A 26,873-nucleotide genomic window follows, 5' to 3' on the forward strand; every position below is an offset into this window, starting at 1 on the left:
TAGGTTGCATAAAAAACTAATTATTGGCTATTAAATTTGTGCTTTTATTTAAAATATAAATTTTTTCCAAAGATACACTTTTTAAGCTGTAAGGTGATTCTATTAAACTCCCTATTTAGCTTGTGGAGCTTAGTTCTTGTTTCCATATACATCCTATTCTTACGGTCTTCCGCTAATGCACTGGGCAGCAATAAATCTGTTTTAGTCTCATTTAGAATCATTTCTTGAATACATATAGCCGGTGTCATTTGGTAAACAGGCTCAGATTTATGGCTAATGAATGTATCAAACATTAGCTCATCAAGCGGAAGTAGTTTATTATTTGAAATGTACTCTAGATATATTTTAGCGCCATATAGCGATAGAATATAGCCACCTGTACCTAAGCTTTTACCTTTCAGCTGAGCAATATAACGTTTATCCGCTATCACCTCATAAATGTCAGAAGATAAGAAAACTTTTTTACAGAATGCTTCGGTTTTTATAATATTCCATTTTGGATTTATCCAATCAGAACTATTCAATAAATATTCCGCATCTTCGCCAAGGTAAATATCATCCTCAAAAATTGCCAAATAAGGTGTATTTTCATTTATCATTTTTTGCCATATAGTTATATGGCTCATCATACAGGCCAGCTCGCCTAGAGACAAAACTTGCTCATTATTATCAATTTGCATATTTACCGCGCAAATTTTAGCTAGGTCTGGTGTCAAAGCATCAAAAAAAGTGAAATCAACATTATGTTTCTGGAATTCACTCTCAATATGGTGCCTTCTATCTGTTGCAGACTGTAAGCTGATAACTATATTTTGCATAGGCAGGTATTATTTATCCAAGTATAAATGTTTAGCAGCAGAAATTTTATCTTGCCACATTCTTTTTTTCTTCTTCAAGCTATAAGATAAGACTCTATCTTCTTTATCTTTACGGCTTACATCGGGGTTTGCACCAGAATTCCATATATCGCTTTCTGAACCAGTAGCAGTTACCAATGCAGGCCAAATGCCTAAGCCTTTACCGTTACCACTTAGCCATCTTTGAAAAAATACATCTACTGGCATTGTTATATCTTTACCTTTTTCTACGAATTCTTCAGCACCTTTTCTTGACCATATCAAACCCAATCCAAGTACTGGAAAATAGTAAGCGTGCCATAAGGTATGGTTATTAATGGTTGTGATATTTTTAGCCATTTTCTTTTTTTTCGCTGCGATGTTTATGAGATACCAATCTATATCGTGATGAATGTAAAGAAATTTCAACAGCTCGTCTACTAAAGTTTTGAAGTCAGATGATATCTTCATATCATCTTCTAATACAATTAAAAAATCAGCATCAGTTTTCAGGAATTGCTGTACACAATTATAATGGCTGAGATAACAGCCTATTTCTGAGTTCAATAGGCTTCGACCTAAGTTCTCTTTGGTTTGCCAGTCGTTATAGTTGTTAAAGTCAGATAGCGCCATACCGCGACCATCGTAAGCTGCAAATCTTTCAAATGGCCAATCTATTTGATCTAGTTGTTGCGTTGCACTATTCAGGCGTTCATCACTTCCATCCAAGTTGATTAAATAGGTGATTACCTTCATTTCACATACTCCTTTAACTGCGAACTTGGCTTTATACAACGATAACACTTACTACAATCAGCGAGAACATCTCGCTGATTGATTTCAGCATGAAATATAATAATTTTTGTATTAGTAGGCACATCTTGCAGTGTATCATCGGTGCCCGTACGAAAGTAGATAAAACCATCATACAAAGTAACATTGCTGCAATAATTAATAGATTGGTTATTTATTGATTAACCTGTTTAGTATACTGACTATAGACCTAAATGAAACAAATACACTAAAAAGCTATGTAAAAAATAAACTTACACGAAGAGCTTTATGACCCAACCTATTATTCTACTCATATTAAAAGCGCTAGAAGGCCGCGGCGCTGAACGCATGGTCACTACGTTGGCGCGCGCTTACTTAGCAATGGATTATCGTGTTCATGTGCTGTGTCTGGAAGATACGCAGGATATGTCGTTAGATCCCCGCGTGCAGCATCACGTAGTGGCATATAGTCAGCCGCATAATAATGACAGCTCAGAATTTGAGCAAGAGTCTGGACAAGCAGTAGCCTATAGAAGGCTTGCTAAGCAGATAGATGATTATGTACTTGCAAATATAGGCGTGCCAGATTTGATACTGGTTAATATTTACAAACTCAATTGGATCATGGCTTACAGTCAACTGCCAAATATCGTCAACGTATTACATACTGCGTTGTCCAGACAATTCCAAGACCAACTGGCAACCATGCCTACGCAGACTATTGCTCATTTACAAAGGGTTTATGGTGCTCATCCTTGTAGTTGCGTCAGTGAAGGCGCTCGTCAGGATTTGCTAGCACTTATAGGTAACCATGAACATAGAGCCAATAATGAGGCTAACAATGAAGTTAACCTTCATAAAACCACCACCATTTATAACCCATGTGATGTCTATGAGATCAAAAGAGCAGCAGTATTGCCGCCGACTATCGATCAATTTGGTTTAACCGTCAAAGGCTATCTGATTCATGTGGCATCGTTTGATATTATGAAAGGTCATCGAGACTTATTGCAAGCCTATGCCCAAGCTAAACCAAAGCTACCTCTGGTATTGGTGGGTAAAGGCAAGCTTGAAGATGAGATTAAACAGTTGGCTGTGGAACTGGGTATTGCTGATAGCGTTAAGTTTTTGGGGTTTCAGGCCAATCCTTATCCATTAATTGCTGGCGCAGCATTACTAGTACTGACCTCCAAATTTGAAGGGTTTGGGTATGTGATTGTCGAGGCCCAAGCATTAGATGTTTCAGTGATTAGTACGGATTGTCCATTTGGCCCAAGAGAGTTGTTACCTAAACAGAACTTAGTACCAGTAGGGGACATCGACGCATTAGCACAGCTAATAAGTCAGGCAGTAGAGAATATAACGCACTATAAAGTACCCTTCAATCAGCAGCTATTACCCAAGCATGTCGCTCGGCAATATTTAGAGTTTGGTGAGGTGTTAGAGAGAAAGAAATGACAGGATTAATCCAAACCGTCGAATAAGAATTTAGAAACAGGCGAGTGATTAATCACTGATACGCCGTGCTTTTTGTAGGCCTTACCCAATAAATTAAACGACGGCACAATACGCTCGCTGATGACTTGGTTGAGCTTAGTTGGCGCGGTATTATCTTCGTTCTCGTAAAACCGCGGCTTATTGCTATTAAGCAAGTCTATGCCATACAGATGAATGGTCGAAGCATGGCGTGAGAATGCTAATTGGGTGGCCACATAAGCAACAGTTCCCGCTTCTACAAAGCCATAAGTAACATTAAGGGAGACGCCAATAGCAGCAGACTTATGGATACCATTAATAATAAAGTTTGGATGATCTGTAAAGTAGGACAACGGCTTTTTTTTATTAAGTAGTTTTTTTCTAAATACTAATTTACTAAATAACAGCCGATTTGACTTGACGCCCCAAGGTCGATCGACAGGGTATAACACCCGCATAGAATCGTGATAGGCGCGCATGATCTCAGGATGGGTTACTGCCATTGCCTCTAAGACAGCCAAGGTTGTATACAAAGGCTGGCCGGTATAATGTTTTCGTAAGATTTCAGGCTGATGGTGAATAAAGCGCGCATCACTAATCACATAACCAACGACTTCGGTGAACTTATACTGATCAATGAGGCTAATACTACCGTTGACAAAAATAGTAGGGTCATCTAGCATTTCTGAGAACGCTAAGCTGGCAACAGAAGGGCCAGAGGCGATAATATTGACTGCTTGTTTATGCAGGCTTTGTTGTGCGTCATTGGCATCAAAAGCACGGATGGTAATCAGTTGGTTGTCAATATTAAATCTAGCGGTAGAAGGCAGTAGCTTCCAAGTTGACACCCTATTATTTTCCACTCGTCGCTCTCGACCATGTTGTGCAATTGTCTGTTTTCATAGCTAGCATGCTCATCAATTAGAATTTGTTCAAAGTGGATAAAAGATAATAAGCGATCAAACTTAGCTTATTGCCAGTATGCTTTTAGCCACGGACTGGGCTTGACATGACGATACCATTTACCACCGCCGCCACTAATAGCGTCTGGTGGGTTGATCTCACCATGGAAGACAACGATTTTTGCGCCCTCAGGTAGGTTTGGTGCGCGTAATAAGTTAAAAGGGATCGGTGCAACACATTGATACTTAAAGCTGACACACCAGGTTTTATCCCAATACTCTAGATGGTGGTGCTCACGCAAGTAGTTAGAGAGATAAGCTTGTTCATGGCGAACTTGCAGACGAATAGTCTCAAAATTACGCTCAAAGCTATCGAGTAGGTCAGGGTAGGTGTTCATGCCCACATTAAAACGATAGACAGAGCTGTTACCAATCATTCGCCATGGCTTTTTCCAGTCACGAATGATGACCACGCTATCCTCATACTCAGCTTTGTGGGTAAAGAAGCCGTCTATATTATCAACGATCACAATATCAATATCTAAAAACAGGGCGGTACCTTTAAGATCATACAGATCGTGCTTAAAGGTAGTTAGTTTTTTCCAACCGCGTTCAGGACCTGGCGGTAAATTAAGCTCAGGTATCGGATAGCATTGTATAGCAGGATCAATGCCAGTACTGTCGTCGGTCAAGCAGACCATCTGAAAGTCTAGCGTTAGATGTCGATTGACCATATTATATAGGCGGTTGACGTACTCAGGTCCATACTTGTCACCCCATTTCATACAGATAATATAGCGCTGCTCAGGCGCACTCGCATCAGCATTTGTTGGCGCTGCCGAAACATCTTTGCTTGACTCTATAACCATGAATTACTCGTAGTGATCGGATTAAAAGCTAAAAAATATCTGTTGGTATGTATGCGTTAGCTTACAGTTATAAAGGATAAAGAGTTAGGATTCTTACTCTCGATACTGGTATTGGCTTTATTATTAATTGGCTTTATTACTATAGTTGGTTTTATTATTAATTGGCTTTATTATTAAAGGTATCGTTATTAACCTGAATAAAATCTGCCAACTCACCTTCAGTGGCATTGTAAGGATTATTTAAGCCAGGTATATGCTTAAAACGCCGATAACCCCACATATAATGACTGAGTCTGTCCTCGATCATCTGCTCCATGGCTTGATTTAAGGCATGGGTAGAAGTCGCCGCGTCACGATCATACAGCGCAGGGTTATCGAGTTTATAGCAAAATATATCGAAACCACAGCCATCATTACGGCGAATACAAGACACACCGACTAAGGCGCATTTAGTTTTGCTAGCCAGTTTCGAGGCCAAGGTACTGGTCAAGGTTTCAACCCCAAAGAAGGGCACGATCACGCCGCCTGAAGGGTCAGGGACATGGTCAGGTAGGACAATGCTAAAGCCGCCTTGCTTAAGAGTCTTAAAAATAGCTTTGACGCCGCTACCGTCGGTCGGTACTAAGGTTGCGTTAAGTCGCGCTCGGCCCTGTAGTATAAAGTCGTTGATGACCTTACCTTTAACGGGCTTATACATGATGGTAGGTGAGCCAAACTGATTGAGCCACGCATTCATCATCTCCCAGGTACCTAGGTGCGGCACGATGGCGAGCATGCCATTGGGATTGGCCAATCCTTCTAGCAAAATGTCTTTATTATGCACCTCACGAATTTGTGCGATGCTCCATTTAGGCGGCATGGCCCAGCTTTTCATGGACTCGACGCTACTCAGACACTGATGCCTGACGATGTCTTTCATTATGGTTTGTTTTTGGGCAGCAGATAAGGCGGGGGTGATTAGCGCTAAATTAATATCAATAGTACGCACGATACTGAGATTGGGTAGTAACACCATTATCCAAGCAACAAAACGTGCCAATATCTGTAACACAGACAGTGGCACGACTTTAAAAATATGAAACGGATTCATGGCTGCTCACATGACAATGAGTCATATGGTGATAGGACACAGTGCCGTTCTTTATATTGCAAAAATCTGCAATACAAAGAACTTTGGTTTAAGGTGTTCCATTGTAGATTTTGATTACACCATAACAAATATCTGTGCATAACTAGACCATTTATTGGGCAGGTTTGTTAGTGTCAGCCTGCACTTTTTCACGTACACGGATACCAAGCTCACGTAGCTGTCTGCTGTCAACTTCAGCCGGTGCTTGGGTTAATGGACACTCTGCTGTCTTGGTTTTTGGAAATGCTATCACATCACGAATGGAGCTGGCATCGACCATAAGCATAATCAAGCGATCCAAACCAAACGCCAAACCACCATGCGGCGGCGCACCAAATTTCAAGGCGTCCAACAAGAAGCCGAATTTGTCTTCGGCCTCGACCGCACCGATACCCAGGGCTTCAAATACTGCTTTCTGCATCTCAAGCGTATTGATACGCAAGCTACCGCCACCGACTTCAGTACCGTTTAGTACCATATCATAGGCAACAGAAAGTGCTGTTGCTGGATTGTCTTTTAATTCTTCAACTGAGCCTTTAGGCTTGGTAAAGGGATGATGCATCGCGGTCCAATTGCCATCGTCAGTTTCTTCAAACATCGGAAAGTCAGTCACCCACAGTGGTGCCCACTGACAAGTGGTCATCTCAAGATCAAGACCGATTTTTTGACGAAGCGCACCCATTGCATCATTCACAACCTTGGCTTTATCCGCACCAAAGAAGATAATATCGCCATCTTCAGCGCCAGTGCGTTCAATGAGGCTAGCAAGCACGTCATCAGTCATATTTTTGATAATTGGTGATTGTAAGCCCGACTCTTTATCCACGCCATTGTTGATGTTACTGGCATCGTTGACTTTAATATAAGCCAAACCACGTGCGCCATAGATACCAACAAACTTAGTATATTCATCAATTTGCTTACGGCTAATGGAACTACCATTCGGAATACGTAGCGCTGCCACACGGCCTTTAGGATCGTTAGCAGGGCCGGCAAATACTTTAAAGTCAACGCTTTGCATAAGATCTGCGACATCGACCAACTTCAATGGAATACGTAAGTCAGGTTTGTCTGACGCATAGTCACGCATGGCCTCGAAGTAAGTCATACGTGGGAACTGCTCAAATTCAACGTCCAACATGGTCTTAAATACGTGTTTAATGAGACCTTCGTTGATATTCATGATCTCTTCTTCGTTAAGAAAAGAAGTCTCAATATCCACTTGGGTAAATTCAGGCTGACGATCGGCACGCAAGTCTTCATCGCGGAAGCACTTGGCAATCTGATAATAACGATCAAAACCTGCCACCATCAATAGTTGCTTAAATAACTGGGGCGACTGCGGCAAAGCAAAGAAGCTACCCGGACGCGTACGTGAAGGTACGAGATAATCTCGAGCGCCCTCAGGAGTGGCCTTGGTCAGAATAGGGGTCTCAACATCCAAGAAGCCGTGATCGTCTAAATAACGGCGAATCGATGAAGTGGCTTTGGCACGAAAGACCATGCGATCTTGCATTTGCGGGCGGCGCATATCAAGATAACGATACTTCAGGCGTAGTTCTTCTGAAACCGTGGTGTTCTCATCATTTAGCGGGAACGGCGGGGTTTCAGATTTAGCCAGGACTTCAATTTCTTTGCCTAATAGCTCAACTTGACCACTGGTCATATTGGCGTTTTCGGTACCCTCGTAACGGCGACGAACGCGGCCCGTAATTTTAAGTACATATTCAGGACGCACAACATCAGCAATAGCAAAGGCTTCTGGGGTATCGGGATCCACAACTACCTGTAAGATACCAGCGCGATCACGCATGTCTAAGAAAATTACCCCACCGTGATCACGGCGACGATGTACCCAGCCGACGATACTAATGGTTTGCTCTAACAAGCTTTCGGTTACAGCCCCGCAATATTCGTCCCGGTATTCGCTGTGCATCATCATTTCGCTTTGCGTCATAATATAATTTTCCAGTTATCAGCCCAATTCAAAGTACAATAATGCTGCCATCGTTATCTGTTTTCAACCAAAACTATCTGCTTTCGGCCAATTTAGCGACAGTCGGCAGGGCCTATGAGCACCAAAAATTTCAGCGCTCATTCAGTACTCATTCAGTGTTAATTCAGTACTAAAAAATAAGGCCCGCTTGGTTAATAGTGCAATCTCATTGGCTATGGGCGTTGCTACTTTAAGGAGTACTAGCATTCATTAATATCCTTAATCAATGCCCTCAAAAAATAGCATATACAACGCATTCAAGACAAACAGTCATCACGTTGGCGGCATAAAAATAGATGTAAACGCATATTATGCCTAAACTGCCTTTGTTATACAACTATACCAATAGATTCAAAACCTAGAAATACGATGTCAGCAAGCTATCTTTCAGCAAAGTTAGTCACTGATTAAATATTATCTCCATGCTTGAAAACCCGCGTTACTGCGCGCATATCAAGATGACGTCTATAACATTATTTACAAAAACCATTGATAAAAGACGGCCATCATTTTAATTATTAAAGGAATTATTTTTATGCTATTTCATCCTCCTAAAAATCCTGTTGAACTCAAAGTTATGCATCTTAACAAGACCCAAGCGCAACGCCGCCAAGATGTAATGGAAGCCACGCAAGGTAAAGCGGCACTGAAACAGCTCAAAAAAAGTATGGCCAAACAAGCCAAGCAAGCGTCAAAAAATAAAGCCAAAGGCAAACACGACAACCAGCAAGTCTTTGTACTCGACTTTGATGGTGATATTAAAGCGACAGCGGTCAAGCACCTACGCGAAGAGATTAGTACGCTAATCAGTACCGCTAATAAAGGCGATGAAGTGGTCGTTCGCCTCGAATCAGGCGGTGGTTTGGTACATGGTTATGGACTAGCAGCAGCGCAGTTGGCTCGCCTAAAAGAGGCGGGTTTCAAACTGACAGTATGTGTCGATAAAGTCGCTGCCAGTGGTGGCTATATGATGGCTTGTGTGGCGGACAATATCGTTGCCGCGCCATTTGCAATTATTGGTTCTATCGGTGTGGTGTCGCAATTACCCAATTTTCATAAATGGCTCAAAAATCACGATGTTGATTATGAAATGTTTACCGCAGGCGATTATAAGCGCACCGTGACCGTGTTCGGTGAAAATGATGATGAAGACCGTGCCAAGTACCAAGAAGAGCTGGAACAGACCCATCAATTATTTAAGCATTTCGTGAATACTTATCGTCCAACTCTTGATATAGATAAAGTCGCTACCGGTGAGCATTGGTATGGTGAAGATGCATTGGCTCTTAACTTGATCGATAGCCTGCAAACGTCTGACAGCTACATTTTAAATTTGATGGACAATAATGAAGTCTATGCGTTACATTCACGCCAAAAGCCAACCTTGGCAGAGAAGTTAGGGCTGTCGCAAGCGGCTGAAGCCACACTCAGTATGGCAATCGATAAATTACCTGATGCTTTAATGCGTTTTGACTTCAATAGTCGCTTAAACATCTTAAAGTAATAAGTTTAAGCATTAAGCATTAAGCATTAAGCATTAAGCATTAAGCGCTATTCTCGTGGTTAAGATGTGATTATAAATATTGATTTATGTCATTATCTTCAGTAAGTTAATCAGAACTCTTAAAGGCGTGGCCTAGCCGGTCGCGCCTTTTTGCTGCTTCATAATAGTGAGTATGCTATAAATAGACAGCTTTGAAGCGATTAGACCCGTATTAAGAAGACAGGATGTCGGCGTTATGTATGATAAAAATTGGCGGCAGACCAAAAGGACGGCTGATTGAACGACATAATATGTCTTTTGGCGTCGGGGAGTAGGCTGCTATTAAGCAGGCAAAAAAGTCTGGTTTTTATCAGCAATATAGCTTTAATAATTAAGATATCTCATTTAAAAATCAGCAACTAAAAATATCCAACAAGGAAGAGGAAGTTCACTATGTCTACAGCATCCACCCTAATGTTTACCGCCACCCCACATGGTCAAGCCATGCATGCACAAGTCAAAGACTTTATTGCCACTTATATTGAGCCGATTGAAGCCCAATTTTGGCAAGACTGCCATGAACAAAATCCTGATGGCAATTGGCGCAATTGGCAGTGGCCAGAAAAATATGAGGCACTGCGTACGCAAGCGCGCGAGGCGGGGCTTTGGAATTTATTCTTGCCAGACGATGAGCTAGGTGCTGGGCTATCAGTGACGGATTACGCGCCCATTGCAGAGCTGACAGGACGCAGCTTATTGGCGCCGTATGTCTTTAACTGTAATGCACCGGACAGTGGCAATATGGAACTGTTGTGGCGCTATGGCACTCAACAGCAGCAAGATCAGTGGTTAACACCGTTATTGGCTGGTAAGACTCGCTCGGTATTTTGTATGACTGAGCCTGATGTGGCGTCCAGTGATGCCACCAATATGCAGGCAACTGCTGTGGTTGCAGGTGATGAAATCGTTATCAACGGTAGTAAATGGTGGTCCTCTGGTCTTGGTGATCCGGCGGTTAATCTACTGATTGTGATGGCTTATACGCCTGATGACAGTAAAGACCGCCATCATCAACACTCCATGGTATTAGTACCTGCTAACACTGCTGGGGTTAAGATTGAACGCATGCTAAAAGTATTTGGTGATTATGATGCCCCGCATGGTCATGGCGAGGTCAGCTTTACCGATGTGCGTGTGCCGGTTACCCGTTTTATTGGTGGGGCGGGGATGGGCTTTGAGATTGCCCAAGGCCGTTTAGGGCCAGGCCGGATTCATCATTGTATGCGCTGTGTTGGCGCGGCCGAAAAGTCATTAGAGCTTGCCATTCATCGGGGCATGAGTCGTACTGCCTTTGGCAAACCTCTACTACAACTAGGGGGCAATCTAGAACGCATTGCTGAAGCCCGTATTAAGATTGACCAAGCCCGTCTACTAACACTATATGCGGCGCAAAAAATGGACAGCCAGGGGACTAAAGCGGCATTGACTGAAATATCAGCGATTAAAGTAGTGGCACCTACCGTATTACAAGAAGTGGTCGATATGGCAATTCAAATCTATGGCGGTATGGGTGTCTGCCAAGATACCATGCTACCGAGCTTTTTTGCGCAGGCAAGGGCGCTACGCTTAGCGGATGGCCCTGATGAAGTGCATAAAACCATGATTGCCAAACTAGAGCTAAAGCGTCAAGGCTTCAGTCGTCCTTCTAAGCCTAAAGCGTAATGAACCAGCAATTAAAATAGCCTAAGTAAAAAATAATATGCTAAATGATAAATATGCTAAATGATAAGGAATATCACATGGCAAATGATAGTGACACTAAAAACAATGCTATCAACGATAGTGACAATGGCAACAGCAATAACGACACTGATATTAATACTGATATTAATACTGATAAAAAAGTCACAGTAGGTGACCAAGTACAAGGTGACCAGGTACAAGATCAGCAAGCACCAAACAAGTCCTTGAATGAGTTATTAGATAAAGGGGGCGCTATTCGTGATGGCGAAGAACTCGATGCCCAAGCTGTCAGCCATTGGCTGCGTGGCCAAGGTGTTGAGGTAGTTGACGAACCTACCGTTACCCAGTTCTCAGGTGGCGCATCAAATTGGACATATCGTTTACAGTATGACAGTCAACATGAGGGCCAAGACCTAATATTGCGTCGCCCACCCAAGGGTACCAAGGCCAAATCTGCTCATGATATGGTGCGCGAATATACCGTCCAAAAAGCACTTGCCGATGCCTATCCTTATGTACCAAAAATGCTTGCACTGTGTACTGATGAAGCGATTATTGGCGCTGATTTTTATGTTATGGAACGTATGGCCGGTATTATTCCACGTGCTAATTTGCCTAAAGGTATTAATTTTGACCCCGCACAAACCCGCGAATTATGTACTAATGTTATCGATGCCTTAGTTGAGCTACATCAGGTCGATTACCGAGATCATCCCGATTTAGTAGCGCTAGGTCGTGGTGATGGTTACTGCGAGCGGCAAGTAAGTGGCTGGGATAAACGCTATGTCAAAGCAAAAACCCCTAATGTACCAAGCTTTGCACTGGTACGCCAATGGCTCACTAAGCATACGCCTGCTGATAGTAGTACCTGCGTTATTCATAATGACTGGCGCTTTGACAATGTAATTTTGGATGCTGATAACCCGACTAAGGTGATTGGGGTGTTAGATTGGGAAATGGCAACCATTGGCGATCCTTTAATGGATTTAGGCAGTGCCTTGGCTTATTGGATTGAAGCGGATGATAATAGCATTATGCAGCAATCTCGTCGTCAGCCGACCCATCTAGAAGGGATGATGACCCGCGATGAAGTGGTCGACTATTACCTTGAGAAGACTGGCTTACAGATTGATAACTGGACCTTTTATGAAGTGTTTGGCTTGTTCCGTTTAGCCGGTATTGTGCAGCAAATCTACTATCGCTACTATCATAAGCAAACCACTAATCCGGCCTTTAAAAACTTTTGGATTATCGTTCACGTCTTACACGCCAAATGTTTGAAGCTGATTGCCAAGTATGAAGGGGATGCGTTGTTTACCAGTCATGTGCAGCCCCACTTGCAAGATATGGGTGTTGATGCGGCGACTATTGAAAAGTTACCAAGCCCGGTACAGTCAGTCATTAAAGGTATTTTGCCAAAAAGCTATTTTGATGCGACACCTAAATAGTGTCAGCATTTTACGGGATAATTTACGAGGCAATACTCTTGCGCTTAAGGTCTTAGACTATAAGCATTATGACAGTAGCTAGCATTCTAGCTACCAATAGACGTTTTACAAATAAGTAAATCAAGAATAGCTAACCTAAAACTAGGCAGTATCACTATGACAACCATACTTTTAGCCCGCCATGGTCAAGCATCATTTGGACAAGAAAATTACGATCAACTTTCAGAGTTGGGTGGAACACAAGCGCGTCTGCTCGGTCAGCATTACGCGACTACCCAGCGCCGAATCGATGCTATTTTTACCGGTAGCTTGGTACGGCAACAGGATTCCGCCCGCTGTTTTTGGGAGGCTTATCAGCCATCAGTAGCTGGTGGTGCTGAGTCATCGATCATAAATATTGAAGCGCCTGACAGCTATGTGTTGCCGGTTTTTGATGAGTTTAATCATAAAGATGTGTTTATCAAGTCTGACCCCGCCTTTATCAGTCGGGCTGCGGTTGCAGCTGAGCTGGCCAAAGCTGATGCCCCAAACACCCGCCTAGCTGAGCTGTTTGATCGTGCTATGCAGCGCTGGCATGCAGGTGACAATGATACGGACTATGTGGAAAGCTGGCCGCAGTTCAACGTCCGTGCGCAGCAAGCGCTGGAGCAGGTGCGCTCACAAATAACAAAGCTGAGCCACTTAGAGCGAGATAGCACGGTGCTGGTCTTCACTTCAGGGGGTGTTATAGCCGCTATTACATCGCAGTTATTGCAACAAGGCAGTCAAGTCGCTTATCAGCTTAATAAAAGTTTGGTCAATACTGGCGTTACTGCGATCACTCTAAAAGATCAGTCTGCGCGCTTATTATCAGTAAATGAATATAGCCATCTATTCGCCGATGGCAAGCGGTTTGTGACTTGGCGATAAGCTGACCGACGATAGTAAGAATAAAAAGTTGGGATTTAATACGTAACCGTACTTATGTATAAAAACATAAACCTTATAATGGGTTGTTTTTAGCAAGATGTTTTTAAACAGCAAAATGCTTTCAAGACGCTATAAACTGGGTTTGTAGCGTCTTATTCTTTTTTAATTTTGATATACAAGGGACTGCCATGCAAAATAAATTAATGAGCCTAATGACCCAAACAGCCAGACAAGGTAAAGAACAAGCATTTAGTGCCATTCAGCCTGCACGCTACTTAAAAGGCCTGGGCAAACAGCAAGTGGGCCGCGGCAAAACGGTTTTGATTACTGGTGCTAGCTCAGGACTAGGCGAAGGCATGGCCCGGATATTCGCAAAGTTAGGCTATAATTTGGCAATCTGTGCACGCCGTGCCGAACGCTTAGAGCAACTTAAAGCGGAGCTCATGGATCGCTATCCTGAGGTTCGTATTGAACACCGCGTTTTAGATGTTAGTGACTATGATGCTATATTTGAAGTATTTGATGCGTTCAAAGCGGACTTTGGTCATATTGACCGGATCGTAGTGAACGCCGGCGTTGGTGACAGTCGCCGCATTGGCAAAGGGCGTTTTGAGATTAATCGCCACACGGCTGAGATTAACTTTATTTCAGCCTTAGCGCAGTGTGAAGCGGCAATGCAAATATTCCGGGAACAAAACAGTGGTCATCTAGTGGTGATATCGAGTATATCAGCGATGCGGGGTCTGCCCGGTCACATAACCACTTATGGGGCCAGTAAGGCGGGCTTGGCGTATTTAGCAGAAGGTATCCGCGCTGATATGCTGCTTACCAAATTGCCTATTAAAGTCTCTACTATCTATCCGGGTTATATTCGTACTGAGATTAATGAAAAAGCCCAAAAACTGCCGTTTGAAGTCGATGCGGCTACTGGTACTACCGCTATGGTGGCAGCGATTGAGTCCGGTGTTGAAGAAGCTTCTGTACCAAGCCTGCCATGGTCAATCGTGGGTCAAGCTATGAAGCGTTTACCATTAAGTATGGTTAATAAGATCAGCTAAGCGGATTGAACATCGACTCACTGATATCGCTAGACTTATCTTACTGTGCAAATATTACTGTGCCAATATTAATGTGCAAATGCTACTGAAATTAAGACCATAAAAAGCCCTCTATATTGTGATGTGGAGGGCTTTTTTGATGATTTATTATCGATAAAACACGACAGTTGAATAAACGGTCTTAACCATGATCTGCTAGATGCTGTTCACGCAACTTTTGACGTAGCATTTTGCCGGTATTGTTCTTTGGCAGTTCAGTAACGAACTCGATATACCGGGGACATTTATAGCCCGTTAGATTATCCAGCGCAAATTCTTTAACCGTCTCTTTGGTGACCTCGTTATCTGTGCGAACGATATAGATTTTGACCGCTTCACCTTGGCGCTCATCAGGAATACCGATTAATGCACAGTCAACAATGCCATCGCAGTCCAGCATCACCAATTCAACTTCATTCGGGTAAACATTAAATCCCGAGACCAAAACCATATCTTTTTTGCGATCTAGTAAGGTAATGTAGCCCCTTTCATCCATACTGACGATATCGCCGGTACGAAAGTAACCGTCTTTGGTAAAGCTATCACTGTTATCACGATTGAAATAGCCAGAAGTCACGTTAGGGCCTTTAATACACATTTCGCCCGACTGATGAGCACCAACGCGCTCGTTATCTTCATCAATCACAATGACATCAACGCTAGGACCTGGAATGCCTATCGTGGCGTTAAACTTACGGTCAGTGACCACGTTTGCTGTTCCTACGGCCAACCCTTCAGTCATTCCCCAACCTTCAATCATAGGGCAGCCAGTAACCTCGAGCCAGCGCGCTGCCGTCTGTTCAGTTGCTGCCATCCCACCCGCTTGAGAAATACGCAGTGACGTGAAGTTCAGCTGTTTAAATTGTGGCTGATCAAGCAACTCTTTAAACATAGTGTTAACGCCAGGGAATATATGAAAAGGTTGCTTGGATAAAGTTTTGATAAATCCTGGCATATCGCGCGGGTTAGGTACCAATATAAAGGTATACCCTGAACGCATGCTTAACAGGCTAAGCATAAAGGCGTAAGTATGATACAGCGGTAACGCCATAATCATATTGATATAGACTTCATTAATATTTGAAGTAACAGGACGGTACCATGCTTCGGATTGTAGGCCAGCGGCCACGATATTGCGTTGGGTTAAAATCACCCCTTTGGGTAGGCCGGTCGTACCACCGGTATATTGCAATATGGCTGTTTGCTCTAAGGCCATTGTTGGTTGTTGAAACGTTAAGTCTTTACCCATTTTAAGCACGTCAGGGAACTTGGTCACTTCATGCTTAGGATCATTGAGCTTATATTTAGGCACTAAGCGTTTGACTTGACGAACAATGGTGTTAACCAAAATTCCCTTTAAGCCCATCATATCGCCCATTTTTGACAGGACAATACGCTTAATAGGAGTCTCATCAACCACTTGCTCAAGTGCTTGGGCAAAATTATCAATGATAAATATAATTTTAGCGCCGGAGTCATTCAGTTGATGGCGCAATTCACGGCCCGTACATAACGGATTGATAGGGGTACAGACGTAGCCTGCGCGCAGGATGCCAATCATAGTTGGCAAGTACTGGGGTACGTTTGGCATCATTAGCGCTACGATACTACCCTTGGGAATACCTTGTGCCTGTAACCATGCCGCTACCGCAAGCGATGCTTCATCAACCTCGTTATAACTATGAGTAACATCCATACAAATACTCATAGGCTGCCAACGGAAGCGATCAAAACACTCCTCGTATAGCTCCATCAAGCTACCATACTTATCAGGGTCAATTGTTTTAGGTACAGTGGTAGGATAATAAGCCAGCCAAGGTTTATTCACTATCATTGTCCGCGTCCTCAAAATTTAATAATTAATACTGGGTAAGGTGTTATAAAGAAGCAGTCCTGCCTATGCTAATAATACGAATCAGCGCTGACGTGCTGAGTGCGATACCATTTTTATTCATTGACGGACTGCTAGGGTCTGGCTATGTTATATCATTATTGCTCATTTATTAAACAACTTTAACAATTCAACATACAGTTATGCTTACATACTGCTGATCGAACATTATTAACTGAAGTTTTATTAATTGAAGTTTTTATCAAAAAGCGCCGTAAAACCACGTCACTTCTAGGGCGTGGATATCAGGCGTCACCTGTTGTCATCTAAACTTGAAACCATCTTGCGAATCCAAGTCATTGAGATCATAATCACCCTATGAAAACGCTCAAATTACGCATCAAAGACAAACACGCTAATCAGCTAAATATCTTGGCTGGGTCGGTTAACTTTGTCTGGAATTACGTCAATGAGTTGAGTTTCAAGCACTTACAACGCACTTGTAAATTCTTCTCAGCCTATGACTTGGCAGCTTACACCAAAGGCAGTGGCGAGTATTTAAACCTACATAGCCAAACATTGCAAGCTGTCGCTGAAACCCATGCTAAAGCTCGTAAACAGTTCAAAAAAGCCAAGCTAAAATGGCGTACCAATAACCCTAAATCAAAGCGTAAAAATCTTGGTTGGATTCCCTTTAAGAAAACGGCCATCAAGCACCTAGCCACCCGTCAATCGGGTAAAAAGAGTTTAAAAACCACCCTGCAATTCAGTCTGGCTAAGGGTAAAAAACTCATCATTGATTTGTGGAACAGCTATAATTTAGCCCTCTACACCATCAACACCTGTGAATTGGTACAAGATTCTCGCGGCAGATGGTACGCCTGTATCACCGTTAAAGAGTTTCCAAAAACGGTGTGCGGTGATGGTAAAGTTGGTATTGATTTGGGCTGTAAAGATTCAGCAGTCACCAGCAGTGATGGCGATGTACTGACCACTAAGCTGACCCATAAATATGCTGAAAAATTAGCCATTGCGGGGCGCGCTAAGAATAAAAATAGGGTTAAGGCGATTCATGCCAAAATAAAAAACACTCGCCAAGACCTCATTCATAAATTCACCAATAAACTGGTCAAAGCTAACAATCTAATCGTTGTTGGAAAAATAAAATCTAAATCATTTACTTCAACAAATCTAGCCAAATCCGTCTATGACGCTGGTTGGTTTGAAATTAAGCGGCATGAGCGAGGATAAAGCAAAGCACTGCTTTGCCCGAGTGCAAGGCGTAGGGCTATGCCCCAGTTGATTACAAATGCGCGAACGCAGGTTGCCACTATATTGAAGTTAATGAAGCGTACACCACCCAAACCTGCTCGTGTTGCGGCTCTCGCCAAGACAGTCCGAAAGGTAGAGCTGGACTTGGTATAAGAGTGTGGTTCTGTAGTTCTTGTAAAACTACCCATAGCAGAGATGTTAATGGAGCAAAGAACATACTCGCGGTCGGGCTTGACCGTCTTTAGTAGGAATCCCCTTCGCTTTTAGGGAGGGGAGGAAGTCAACAGCCGCGGTCATTGCTCACTAGCATGATGCGTGATGGCTTGCTGAATGCTATCATGTAGGTCTTGTGGTACTCGAATCAGTCGTATTGGTGCAGCGCTAGCAACTACCGTAGGCGCCACTGAATCCTGATTGGATGGCTGTACTGATGGAGTAGGATTTATCTGATTTTGCACACAAGCAATAACGATTTTAGTGCTGCTTAATAAAGTGTTAGTAGACTTAGATTTATCTACTGGCTCATTTTCTGCTAATATACGATGAATGCTTTGATAAAATACAATACTAGCAGGTTTTAGTTCAACCTTATCAATACGCACCGAGATCACTTCATCTAAAAATATAGCCTGACAGTAGTGTAGCTGCGCTTGACTGACTACAAAATGTTGAATCTGACCATCATCAGTCTGTAAAAAATAACTATTTAATCCAATCTTGCTAAACCAATCTCGGCGGCAGTTTTCAAAAAATACTAAATGATTGGCATGATAGACTATGCCACCAGCGTCAGTATGGTTGATGTAAACATGATAGTTGGTAGCAAATAGTGGCGTGGTCATAGTTTTAGTTGCCGATGCTGCATTTGCAGGCGAGTTTGTCGTTGTTGTCATTTTAGGGGTTTTCATAAAATTACTCGATAAAAAACAGTGCAGGTTGTTGTGATAGTAATAAATTATCATTCTACTGTAGCCTAACCGTCAAAAGCACGCAACAAATAGACCGTTTTAGGTCCATAATCATTTGTATATCTTGTAGCCATTCATATGTTCGAATTAGCACCGTATTCAAATCACCTAGTATAGGATAATGTATGACCCGTTTTGTCTGTTTTAATATCAATGGTATTCGTGCTCGCCAGCATCAGCTTGAGGCGGTACGTGACATAATCGATCCTGATGTGATGGGTCTACAAGAGACCAAAGTCCATGATGAGCAATTTCCTCTCGAAAATATTGAAAGTTTAGGCTACCACGTCGAATACTTTGGCCAAAAAGCGCACTATGGGGTAGCACTGGTCTCGAAAGTTGCGCCTATTTTTGTACAAAAAGGTTTTCCTGGTGAAGATGAAGAGGCACAAAAGCGCTTTATTCATGCGCGGTATGTGCTACAAGGGCGCGAGATTGATGTGCTCAATGGCTATTTCCCGCAAGGGGAGAGCCAAGACCATCCGACCAAATTCCCGATGAAACGCGCTTACTATGCGGATTTGACGGCGTATATCGATACCTTAAAAGCTGAAGGCCGCTCGCTGATTATCATGGGTGATATGAATGTCGCCCCAGAAGATATTGATATCGGCGTTGGCGAGGTTAATGCCAAGCGCTGGCTAAAGAATAGAAAAACCTCGTTCTTACCCGAGGAGCGTGAGTGGTATGACACCCTTATGTCGCGTGAGCTGACAGACACCTATCGTCTGCATTATCCAGAGAGTACCGAGCTATATAGTTGGTTTGACTACCGCAGTCGTGGTTTCGATGACGATCCTAAGCGCGGCTTACGGATTGACCATATTTTATGCACCCCTGATCTAAAAGACCAGTGTATCGATGCCGGTATCAGCTATGAGCTGCGCGCGATGGAAAAACCGTCTGACCATGCACCGATCTGGTCAGAATTTGACTTGAGTTAACAACTTAAACCAATACCTTAAGCTGAGCATGCTATTAACGATTTTATTGCTAATGAAGCATTGCTAATAATCTAATAAATAATGCTAAAAATTAATTAACAAGGATCTTGCTATGGCTGTTGGAAATGTCGCGGTACCCAGTATAATTTATGCCATCGACGGTATTAAGCTTAGTGCCACTGCAGCGGGCGTGCGCTATAAAGACCGTGATGATTTGGTCGTGATAGAAATTAATGATAGCGCTACTACGGCTGTGGTCACTACTAAAAATGCTTTTTGTGCGGCCCCTGTGCGAGTATTGCGCGAGCATTTTGCGCTGGCCAGTCCGCGCTATTTGGTGACCAACACTGGTAATGCGAATGCGGGTACGGGCGCGGATGGCAAACGCCGAGCCGCAAATATCTGCGCGGCACTGGCTAATAAAGCGGGGGTGGATACTCATACCGTGCTGCCGTTTTCTACCGGAGTCATTGGCGAGCCGCTAAATAGCGACGCGGTAATTGCCGGATTAGATGTGGCACTGGCCAACTTAGCGGCAGACAACTGGCTAGCCGCGGCAAATGGTATTCGTACTACTGATACTATACCCAAGCTTGCCAGCCAGCAGTTACAGATTGACGGTACTGACTACCATATCACGGGTATCTCTAAAGGCTCAGGAATGATTCGCCCTAATATGGCAACCATGCTTGGTTATGTCGCCACCGATGCCAATATCGCCGCCGATTTATTGCAAGAAATGCTCAGTGCTATCAACGAGCAATCTTTTAATCGCATTACGGTTGACGGTGACACCTCTACCAATGATTGCTGCGTGCTGATAGCGACGGGCACTGCCAATACGCAAACAATCGATAGCACGGATCATCCGCATTATCAGCCATTATTTACAGCCTTGACCGAGGTTTTTGTACGCTTGGCCCAATTGATTGTCCGTGATGGTGAAGGGGCAACGAAGTTTATTACCGTTAATGTTACCGGCGGTAAGACCACTCAAGAATGCTGCGATGTGGCTTATGCTGTCGCTCATTCACCCTTGGTCAAAACCGCATTTTTCGCTAGTGATGCCAATTGGGGCCGCATATTGGCAGCCGTTGGTTATGCTGGTGTTGAAGACCTCGATACCGAGCAGATCGATGTCTCATTAGATGACGTGCTGATTTGTCAAAATGGTGGGGTTGCTACTGATTATACTGAAGCTGCAGGCAAGTCGGTCATGAGCCGTCCTGAGATTACTATTCGTATTGATTTAGCGCGTGGTACCGCAAGCGACACCGTCTATACCTGCGATCTGTCCTACGATTATGTCAAGATTAATGCAGATTATCGCAGCTGATCCATATATTTCGCTATACAGACGCTTAAGTTCAGTTGCAAAACCTGACGTTAAGTTACAAAGCAGTCACAGAGGCTAAGGTTTCAAGCATCTTATACTGGTGGTAGTACAATATTAAACAGTAGTGGCGATACTTGGCCAATCTTTGGCTAGGGTTCAATACTGCTGTCATGACTGCCTGATTTGCTCTGAGCACGAATAAGTGACTTTAATAAATCGCTCATATCTAATAAAGCGTGTAAATAAAGTACCTATAAGTAATTTAAGCAATTTAAGTAATTTTAATCAGTGCAGACCGGCAGTAGTGATTTAATGGTAATTAACTGAGGATAGATGAATGAAAAAATTAGCAATTGCAGCAATGGCCACCACTTTTGCATTAGCGGGCTGTTCTACCATGGCCTTGGATGATGAGCGAGACATGGTCGTTGAAGGCCAAGCCGTTAGTGTTAAAGTCGTTAGTATTCCAAGTTTTGAAGTAGAAATTGCACCACGCAAAGCTATCTGTGAAATGATGGACACCGGTGGCAATAAGATTGAAGCCGAATGCCTACAATACCGTCAGACCTATCAGAAAAACTACAATACCTTGACAGGTAATATCCAAGGCTTCACTTATGAGCCAAATTATCGTTATGTACTAGATGTGCGTCAAGAAGCGGTTGCTGATACTGACTCTGGTATGGTGAAGCCAGTATGGTTACTAAACGAAATTGTTTCAAAAACTGCTGAGTAATTTTTGATTCACGTGGTTTATAGTATCTAGTTTATTGAGCTTTGCAAAAAGCCAGTAGCAAAAAGGCCTCTAATTCGTTAGAGGCCTTTTTTATGGTAATAAAGTAGTGCGCCTGTATTAGATTAGCACTGACTATACTTCACGCTAACGCCTTGGCTTGCAGTGGGTATACGGTTATCTGCATAGACTGCAAGACCGCCCCGGGAGGTTTCTTTATAGCTGTCTAACATATCAGCGCCCGTTTGTTTCATGGTCTCAACGACTTTATCAAAAGACACAAAGTGTTGTCCGTTACCACGGCAGGCAAGCCGTGCCGCATTAACCGCTTTTACAGCGCCCATCGCATTGCGCTCTATACAAGGCACTTGTACCAAACCGCCAACCGGATCGCAGGTGAGACCTAGGTTATGCTCGATGCCTATTTCAGCAGCATTAAGACACTTGGCAGGATCGCCACCTAAAATTTCAGCCAACGCCGAGGCAGCCATCGCACAGGCGGAGCCTACTTCTCCTTGACAGCCTACTTCAGCACCAGAAATAGAGGCGTTTTGTTTGATTAAGCTACCAATAGCGGTGGCATTCAACAAAAATTTGCGGGCACCATCTTGGCTGTAGCTCGATAAGAAATCGCGATAATAGTGCATAACCGCAGGAATAATGCCAGCAGCACCATTGGTTGGTGCGGTCACTACGTTACCACCATTGGCATTTTCTTCGTTGACCGCCAAGGCATACAAGTCTATCCAATCCATCGCGGCGAGCTTGTCAGTTTTTGTGATGGGTTGATTCTTCTCAGCGCACAGCTGTAAATGTAATGCTTGGGCGCGGCGTTTGACATCCAAACCGCCGGGTAATATGCCACTGTTTTGACAGCCTCGGATCACGCAATCTTGCATTGCATCCCAAATGGAATCCAAGTAGGCAAAGATGTCTTTTTTATCGCGATAATGGCATTCGTTAGCCAATACCAAGTCACTAATGCTTAAACGGTGCTGACGACACTGTTCAAGAAGTTCTGCGGCACTATCAAAGGGATAAGGAATGACATTTATAGTCGGCGTGCCATGATCTTCATCTGGATTGTCAGCATCTTCATCATTGATGACAAAACCGCCACCCACTGAGTAATAGGTTTGTTGATAGTTTTTGTCATTTGCTAACAGTGCTCGGATAGTCATCGCATTAGGATGGTACGGTAGGACGGTATCACCATACCAGTGGATATCGCGCTCAGTATCAAAGACAATAGTATGACTGCCTGCTATGTGCAATTGTTTATCAGAAAAAATGGGAGCAAGATATTGGCTGGTTAAACGCGTATCAATAGTGCTTGGCGCGTAGCCTAGTAAGCCCAATAGTATGGCAGTGTCGGTAGCGTGACCTTTACCGGTTTCGGCTAAAGAGCCATATAGTTCAATTTCAATACCCTTTATATCGGTCAGCTCGGCTTGCTTAAGAAAAGAGGCTAAAAATAAATTAGCTGCCACCATTGGGCCGACAGTATGCGAGCTTGATGGGCCTATCCCGATTTTGAATAAGTCAAATACACTAATCATAATAAATTACCAAAAAGAAGTAAAAGTGAGTAAGCGCTATCACACAGCCTAGACTAGGCACCTGTAGCACAAATGTGAAAGGCAGCAATAGGTAACAGGCACCGCTAATGGGTGAATCTGGAGCATCGTTTATGGAAATATTTAAACGTGGTAATACAGATGACGGGTGAATAATAGCTGTTGTTTATTATTAAATTCCGTTATGATGCTCGGCATCAACGCTTATGTAACATCCTGTAAGTAGTCGTCGCTGTAGAATACCGTAAGGCGCGAGCAACTAAAGCGGTACGTTCAGTAAAACATATCTAATCAGATACGGCCAGTAAAACATAATATTTTTATAAAAATCTTTCTGCTGGATTTTTTTGTTAGATAAATGAGCTAATATAACGCGATATGTCAAATAGGGTAGTATTGGTTCGCACTATTTTTCATTGGCCTGTTATTATTAATGTAAGCTACATAGGACAAGTGTGTATGGCAACTCCATCAGATAAACAGTCCCAAGCAGAACCTCGCTCTCCAACAGCCCTAGATGCCGCGGATATTGATTCGGCTACCATGAGCTTGCCGCACAATCCAGATTTTGAAAATGGTCGCTGGTTCCCGACTTGGCGTCCCTATGGTGGTGATTTAGATCGTGATCCTGTTGGCATCAATGAGTATTTACCGCCATCAAAAAGTATTTTATTGGGCGTGCAACACACTTTTGCGATGTTTGGGTCTACGGTACTTGCACCCTTGTTGATGGGCTTTGATCCCAATATGGCTATTTTAATGTCCGGTATTTGTACCGTGATGTTTTTTATAATCACTGGTGGGCGCATGCCCAGTTATTTAGGGTCAAGCTTTGCCTTTATTGGTCCGGTCATTGCGGTGACCGCTTATGCTGGGGTCGGATTTAATAGTAACCTGAATGTCGCTTTGGGCGGCATTATGGTATGCGGTATTATCTATGCTTTGGTGGGTTTGTTAGTAATAAAGACCGGAACCGGTTGGATTGAACGTTTGATGCCGCCTATTGTGACCGGCGCGATTGTGATGATTATCGGGCTTAATTTAGCACCGGTGACTATCCAAGGGGTGTCGGCCAACCAGTTTGATGCTTGGATGGCGGCCTTGACCGTATTGCTTATCAGTGGGGTGGCGGTATTTACTCGCGGTATGCTGCGGCGCTTATTATTACTGGTGGGCTTGATATTATCGTATGTTGCTTACTACGTAATGACTAATGTTATGGGTTTTGGGGTGCCGATTGACTTTAGTGCCATCCAAGCGGCATCATGGTTTGGGTTGCCGAGTATTCATGCACCGCGTTTTGAGATGAGTGCGATTATCTTAATTGCGCCAGTCGCCTTTATTTTGATTGCCGAAAATTTAGGACATTTTAAAGCGGTCGAAGGTATGACCAAAGCTCGGGTGACCCCTTATATGGGTCGAGCGTTCTTTGCTGATGGCTTGGCCACGACTTTTTCAGCGGGTTTTGGTGGTACTGGTGTGACTACTTATGCTGAGAATATTGGCGTAATGGCAGTGACCAAGGTTTATAGCACGACCATATTTGTGATTGCAGGGGTGGTCGCTATATTATTGGGATTGTCGCCGAAATTTGGCGCGATTATTCAGACTATTCCACCGGCACTATTAGGCGGGGCATCTATCGTGGTGTTTGGTTTAATTGCCATTGCTGGGGCAAAAATATGGATAGACAGTCATATTGATTTTAGCAAAAACAGTAATTTAATTATTGCTGCAGTCACTGTGATTATGGGCACTGGTAACTTCAGCTTGCATTTAGGCGGCTTTGACTTAGGGGGTATTGGCACCGCTACTCTCACTGCGATTGTGCTTAATGCCTTGTTTAATCGTCAAAAGGACTAAGCCATTAGCGTTTTGAACAGAAGGCTTAAGGAAAGTATAGCCAGAGCAATTGAAGATAAAAATATAAATTTCATAACGATTTAGTAAGGTTTTTAGCAAACAGACCATAGCAAACAGATAATAGCAAAAAAGCGCTTAGTAAATAGCCAAAATAGTTAAAATAGTTAAAATACCTTTAAACGTTATAGTACTGCTGGTATAAGCTTTTTGCAGCCTCTGTCTGCGTAGGCACAGCAAGCAAGAAAAACGTATGCCAGCAGTACGTTATGTATCGATATCACTTTTCATTGACTCCAGCAAAAAGCCAGTGACTTTGAAACTCTTAAAGTCACTGGCTTTTCTTTGTCAAAATCCTACTGAGAATCGTATTCATAATAATTTTTTCAATCTGGTCTCACGATATTGAGTGAATACTGTATGAATGGACAGCCTTCGTTTTATCGTTAGTGCTATTTGTATTTTCGCTTATAAAACCGTGCAAAAAATCGATAGCGTCTTAGGGCGCGTGGCTTGGGTTTGAGAGAGCCTGAGTAGATAGCAAACATGGTCAATAGTGCGCCGCTCCACTGTAAGGTATTGATGGGTTTATCCAACCAGCTATAGTCAATGAACAAGGCAGCAATAGGCTCAGTCAATAGCAGCAAACCGGTCAGTGTCAAAGACAGCTTAGGAATAGAGTAAGCAATCAGTCCCCAAGCCAAACATTGCATTACCGCGCCATAGATAAGCACCCAACCAAACTCAGACCAGGTATTGGGCAATATATGGCCCATATCAAAGACAAACATCGGCACAATCATCGCCAATACCCCACCAATACTGATTAGCTGCATCAACACAAATATTGGTGTCGGCTCAGTGTCGTGGGTTTTACGAATAAAAGTCATGGACGCCGCTAGCATGGCACCGGAAACGATGCCAGTAACGAAGCCCCAAGTGGCGGCAGTATTTTGAGCAAATTCAGGGCTACCAATCATCGCCACTCCCAGCATGGCCAGACACAAGCTGACCAGCTGCAAAATAGATTGACGTTCATTAAAGTATAAAAACCCAATAGCGGCTAAAAAGAAAATTTGTAAGCTATTAAGTAAGGTCGAGATGCCAGGACCGACGGCATAGATGCTTTCGTGCCACAAGGCTAAGTCTAGCCCTAAAAACACCCCTGATAATAAACCATAAACGATAGCGCGCCTTGAACGGGGCAGGCGCTGGCCAGTTAGTTTGGCCAACACTGCAAATATCATCCCTGAAATAGCAAGTCGCCAAAACGACATCGCCCAACCACCAATATCGACATGCGCGACAATCAGGCTGCCTAAGCCGAAAATAATACAGCCAATAAGTAAGCCGGTAGACGCAGAGTGTGATGAGGAGACAGCCATAAGCTACCCTTGTAGTTGAGTAATGAACCACTTAAAAAAGCCGACATTGTAGATTCTTTGACCCAAAATCTAAATGCTCTCGGGAAAATATAGGGTTCATAATAAGGTGTTTTTGAATGGGATTGGCACTATCAGAATTAAAGTATAGTGAGCATCACGTTATGGTTTGGACTCATTGCTAACACTGGCTATATAACGCTGTTATATTCTTACAGGATTAATATTGGCGTCGCCCTCACTATTTGTTAGTCTAGCAGGTTGTAACGGCGACCAATAATAAATAATACTGTCTACTTTAAGTTTGC

Annotated in this window: 20 protein-coding genes and 1 pseudogene; 11 read left to right on the forward strand and 10 right to left on the reverse strand. The window is 43.2% G+C overall.

The genetic code is table 11. From position 1 onward, the window contains the following. Window positions 1-44: 44 nt before the first annotated feature. Together RCH20_RS07910 and RCH20_RS07915 are read right to left on the reverse strand one after the other, a co-directional pair. Entirely contained in the window at window positions 45-818 is a 774-nt protein-coding gene (locus RCH20_RS07910) for a glycosyltransferase family 25 protein (RefSeq protein ID WP_327193197.1), read from the reverse strand. A 9-nt stretch (window positions 819-827) separates the two neighbouring features. Further along, window positions 828-1,592 carry a glycosyltransferase family 25 protein gene (locus tag RCH20_RS07915; protein WP_327193198.1) on the reverse strand — a complete coding sequence of 255 codons (765 nt, stop codon included), beginning with the start codon at window positions 1,590-1,592 and terminating at the stop codon, window positions 828-830. A gap of 306 nt (window positions 1,593-1,898) precedes the next feature. On the opposite strand from RCH20_RS07915, the gene RCH20_RS07920 reads away from it, so the two are divergent. Beyond that, window positions 1,899-3,068 (forward strand): glycosyltransferase, encoded by a 1,170-nt coding sequence (locus RCH20_RS07920; protein ID WP_327193199.1) that lies wholly within the window; start codon window positions 1,899-1,901, stop codon window positions 3,066-3,068. A gap of 5 nt (window positions 3,069-3,073) precedes the next feature. Here the strand turns inward: RCH20_RS07920 and RCH20_RS07925 are convergent, their stop codons facing one another. The 4 genes from RCH20_RS07925 to aspS all read right to left on the reverse strand — a co-directional run bounded on the left by RCH20_RS07925 (window position 3,074) and on the right by aspS (window position 7,925). Beyond that, entirely contained in the window at window positions 3,074-3,934 is an 861-nt protein-coding gene (locus RCH20_RS07925; protein ID WP_327193200.1) for a hypothetical protein, read from the reverse strand. A 122-nt stretch (window positions 3,935-4,056) separates the two neighbouring features. Continuing rightward, window positions 4,057-4,773 (reverse strand): glycosyltransferase, encoded by a 717-nt coding sequence (locus RCH20_RS07930; protein WP_327193237.1) that lies wholly within the window; start codon window positions 4,771-4,773, stop codon window positions 4,057-4,059. 241 nt (window positions 4,774-5,014) lie between these two features. Beyond that, on the reverse strand, window positions 5,015-5,947 hold the full coding sequence (locus RCH20_RS07935; protein WP_327193201.1) for a lysophospholipid acyltransferase family protein: 933 nt from the start codon (window positions 5,945-5,947) through the stop codon (window positions 5,015-5,017). 151 nt (window positions 5,948-6,098) lie between these two features. Further along, window positions 6,099-7,925, reverse strand: coding sequence for an aspartate--tRNA ligase (gene aspS, locus RCH20_RS07940; RefSeq protein WP_327193238.1), 1,827 nt, complete (start codon window positions 7,923-7,925; stop codon window positions 6,099-6,101). A gap of 571 nt (window positions 7,926-8,496) precedes the next feature. On the opposite strand from aspS, the gene sohB reads away from it, so the two are divergent. The 5 genes from sohB (at window position 8,497) to RCH20_RS07965 (ending at window position 14,623) form a co-directional block, all read left to right on the forward strand. After that, window positions 8,497-9,486, forward strand: a complete 990-nt coding sequence (sohB, locus tag RCH20_RS07945; protein ID WP_327193239.1) for a protease SohB — start codon at window positions 8,497-8,499, stop codon at window positions 9,484-9,486. A gap of 453 nt (window positions 9,487-9,939) precedes the next feature. Then, window positions 9,940-11,187 carry an acyl-CoA dehydrogenase family protein gene (locus tag RCH20_RS07950; protein WP_209959134.1) on the forward strand — a complete coding sequence of 416 codons (1,248 nt, stop codon included), beginning with the start codon at window positions 9,940-9,942 and terminating at the stop codon, window positions 11,185-11,187. A gap of 77 nt (window positions 11,188-11,264) precedes the next feature. After that, window positions 11,265-12,656: a phosphotransferase family protein gene (locus RCH20_RS07955; RefSeq protein ID WP_327193204.1), complete on the forward strand. Its 1,392-nt coding sequence runs from the start codon at window positions 11,265-11,267 to the stop codon at window positions 12,654-12,656. Between the two features lie 156 nt (window positions 12,657-12,812). Beyond that, entirely contained in the window at window positions 12,813-13,565 is a 753-nt protein-coding gene (locus RCH20_RS07960) for a histidine phosphatase family protein (protein ID WP_327193205.1), read from the forward strand. Between the two features lie 188 nt (window positions 13,566-13,753). Next, window positions 13,754-14,623, forward strand: coding sequence for an SDR family oxidoreductase (locus tag RCH20_RS07965; RefSeq protein ID WP_209957591.1), 870 nt, complete (start codon window positions 13,754-13,756; stop codon window positions 14,621-14,623). 181 nt (window positions 14,624-14,804) lie between these two features. On the opposite strand, the gene RCH20_RS07970 is transcribed toward RCH20_RS07965, so the two are convergent. Further along, window positions 14,805-16,496, reverse strand: coding sequence for an AMP-binding protein (locus RCH20_RS07970; RefSeq protein WP_327193206.1), 1,692 nt, complete (start codon window positions 16,494-16,496; stop codon window positions 14,805-14,807). A 375-nt stretch (window positions 16,497-16,871) separates the two neighbouring features. On the opposite strand from RCH20_RS07970, the pseudogene RCH20_RS07975 reads away from it, so the two are divergent. Beyond that, a pseudogene (locus RCH20_RS07975) lies at window positions 16,872-18,072 on the forward strand (RNA-guided endonuclease InsQ/TnpB family protein). Here the strand turns inward: RCH20_RS07975 and RCH20_RS07980 are convergent. Next, entirely contained in the window at window positions 18,059-18,673 is a 615-nt protein-coding gene (locus tag RCH20_RS07980; RefSeq protein ID WP_327193207.1) for a hotdog domain-containing protein, read from the reverse strand. The pseudogene RCH20_RS07975 and the gene RCH20_RS07980 overlap by 14 nt on opposite strands. Window positions 18,674-18,858: 185 nt before the next feature. Here RCH20_RS07980 and xthA point away from each other — a divergent pair, with 185 nt between their 5' ends. The 3 genes from xthA to RCH20_RS07995 all read left to right on the forward strand — a co-directional run bounded on the left by xthA (window position 18,859) and on the right by RCH20_RS07995 (window position 21,749). After that, window positions 18,859-19,677 carry an exodeoxyribonuclease III gene (gene xthA, locus RCH20_RS07985; RefSeq protein WP_327193208.1) on the forward strand — a complete coding sequence of 273 codons (819 nt, stop codon included), beginning with the start codon at window positions 18,859-18,861 and terminating at the stop codon, window positions 19,675-19,677. Window positions 19,678-19,789: 112 nt separating this feature from the next. Next, a complete protein-coding gene (gene argJ / locus RCH20_RS07990; protein ID WP_209957584.1) occupies window positions 19,790-21,013 on the forward strand; it encodes a bifunctional glutamate N-acetyltransferase/amino-acid acetyltransferase ArgJ in 1,224 nt (407 codons plus the stop codon). A 337-nt stretch (window positions 21,014-21,350) separates the two neighbouring features. Beyond that, window positions 21,351-21,749 (forward strand): DUF4377 domain-containing protein, encoded by a 399-nt coding sequence (locus RCH20_RS07995; protein ID WP_209957582.1) that lies wholly within the window; start codon window positions 21,351-21,353, stop codon window positions 21,747-21,749. Window positions 21,750-21,871: 122 nt separating this feature from the next. Here RCH20_RS07995 and RCH20_RS08000 read toward each other — a convergent pair whose 3' ends face one another. Continuing rightward, window positions 21,872-23,305 (reverse strand): L-serine ammonia-lyase, encoded by a 1,434-nt coding sequence (locus RCH20_RS08000; RefSeq protein WP_327193209.1) that lies wholly within the window; start codon window positions 23,303-23,305, stop codon window positions 21,872-21,874. 477 nt (window positions 23,306-23,782) lie between these two features. Between RCH20_RS08000 and RCH20_RS08005 the strand changes: the two genes are divergently transcribed. Beyond that, complete coding sequence (locus RCH20_RS08005) at window positions 23,783-25,186, forward strand: solute carrier family 23 protein (RefSeq protein WP_327193210.1); 1,404 nt, start codon at window positions 23,783-23,785, stop codon at window positions 25,184-25,186. A gap of 449 nt (window positions 25,187-25,635) precedes the next feature. Here RCH20_RS08005 and RCH20_RS08010 read toward each other — a convergent pair whose 3' ends face one another. After that, window positions 25,636-26,568: a DMT family transporter gene (locus RCH20_RS08010; protein WP_327193211.1), complete on the reverse strand. Its 933-nt coding sequence runs from the start codon at window positions 26,566-26,568 to the stop codon at window positions 25,636-25,638. Window positions 26,569-26,873: the final 305 nt, after the last annotated feature.

This window comes from Psychrobacter sp. PL15, from assembly GCF_035984995.1.
Classification (GTDB): domain Bacteria; phylum Pseudomonadota; class Gammaproteobacteria; order Pseudomonadales; family Moraxellaceae; genus Psychrobacter.

Bases quoted from the DNA above. Each gene is read 5' to 3' on its own strand.
- RCH20_RS07935 (WP_327193201.1), bottom strand. From the start codon at position 5,947: ATGAATCCGTTTCATATTTTTAAAGTCGTGCCACTGTCTGTGTTACAG.
- RCH20_RS07995 (WP_209957582.1), top strand. From the start codon at position 21,351: ATGAAAAAATTAGCAATTGCAGCAATGGCCACCACTTTTGCATTAGCG.
- RCH20_RS08005 (WP_327193210.1), top strand. From the start codon at position 23,783: ATGGCAACTCCATCAGATAAACAGTCCCAAGCAGAACCTCGCTCTCCA.
- RCH20_RS08000 (WP_327193209.1), bottom strand. From the start codon at position 23,305: ATGATTAGTGTATTTGACTTATTCAAAATCGGGATAGGCCCATCAAGC.
- RCH20_RS07980 (WP_327193207.1), bottom strand. From the start codon at position 18,673: ATGAAAACCCCTAAAATGACAACAACGACAAACTCGCCTGCAAATGCA.
- xthA (WP_327193208.1), top strand. From the start codon at position 18,859: ATGACCCGTTTTGTCTGTTTTAATATCAATGGTATTCGTGCTCGCCAG.
- RCH20_RS08010 (WP_327193211.1), bottom strand. From the start codon at position 26,568: ATGGCTGTCTCCTCATCACACTCTGCGTCTACCGGCTTACTTATTGGC.
- RCH20_RS07955 (WP_327193204.1), top strand. From the start codon at position 11,265: ATGGCAAATGATAGTGACACTAAAAACAATGCTATCAACGATAGTGAC.
- argJ (WP_209957584.1), top strand. From the start codon at position 19,790: ATGGCTGTTGGAAATGTCGCGGTACCCAGTATAATTTATGCCATCGAC.
- RCH20_RS07970 (WP_327193206.1), bottom strand. From the start codon at position 16,496: ATGATAGTGAATAAACCTTGGCTGGCTTATTATCCTACCACTGTACCT.
- RCH20_RS07965 (WP_209957591.1), top strand. From the start codon at position 13,754: ATGCAAAATAAATTAATGAGCCTAATGACCCAAACAGCCAGACAAGGT.
- RCH20_RS07910 (WP_327193197.1), bottom strand. From the start codon at position 818: ATGCAAAATATAGTTATCAGCTTACAGTCTGCAACAGATAGAAGGCAC.
- RCH20_RS07960 (WP_327193205.1), top strand. From the start codon at position 12,813: ATGACAACCATACTTTTAGCCCGCCATGGTCAAGCATCATTTGGACAA.
- RCH20_RS07920 (WP_327193199.1), top strand. From the start codon at position 1,899: ATGACCCAACCTATTATTCTACTCATATTAAAAGCGCTAGAAGGCCGC.
- RCH20_RS07930 (WP_327193237.1), bottom strand. From the start codon at position 4,773: ATGAAATGGGGTGACAAGTATGGACCTGAGTACGTCAACCGCCTATAT.
- RCH20_RS07950 (WP_209959134.1), top strand. From the start codon at position 9,940: ATGTTTACCGCCACCCCACATGGTCAAGCCATGCATGCACAAGTCAAA.
- RCH20_RS07915 (WP_327193198.1), bottom strand. From the start codon at position 1,592: ATGAAGGTAATCACCTATTTAATCAACTTGGATGGAAGTGATGAACGC.
- aspS (WP_327193238.1), bottom strand. From the start codon at position 7,925: ATGATGCACAGCGAATACCGGGACGAATATTGCGGGGCTGTAACCGAA.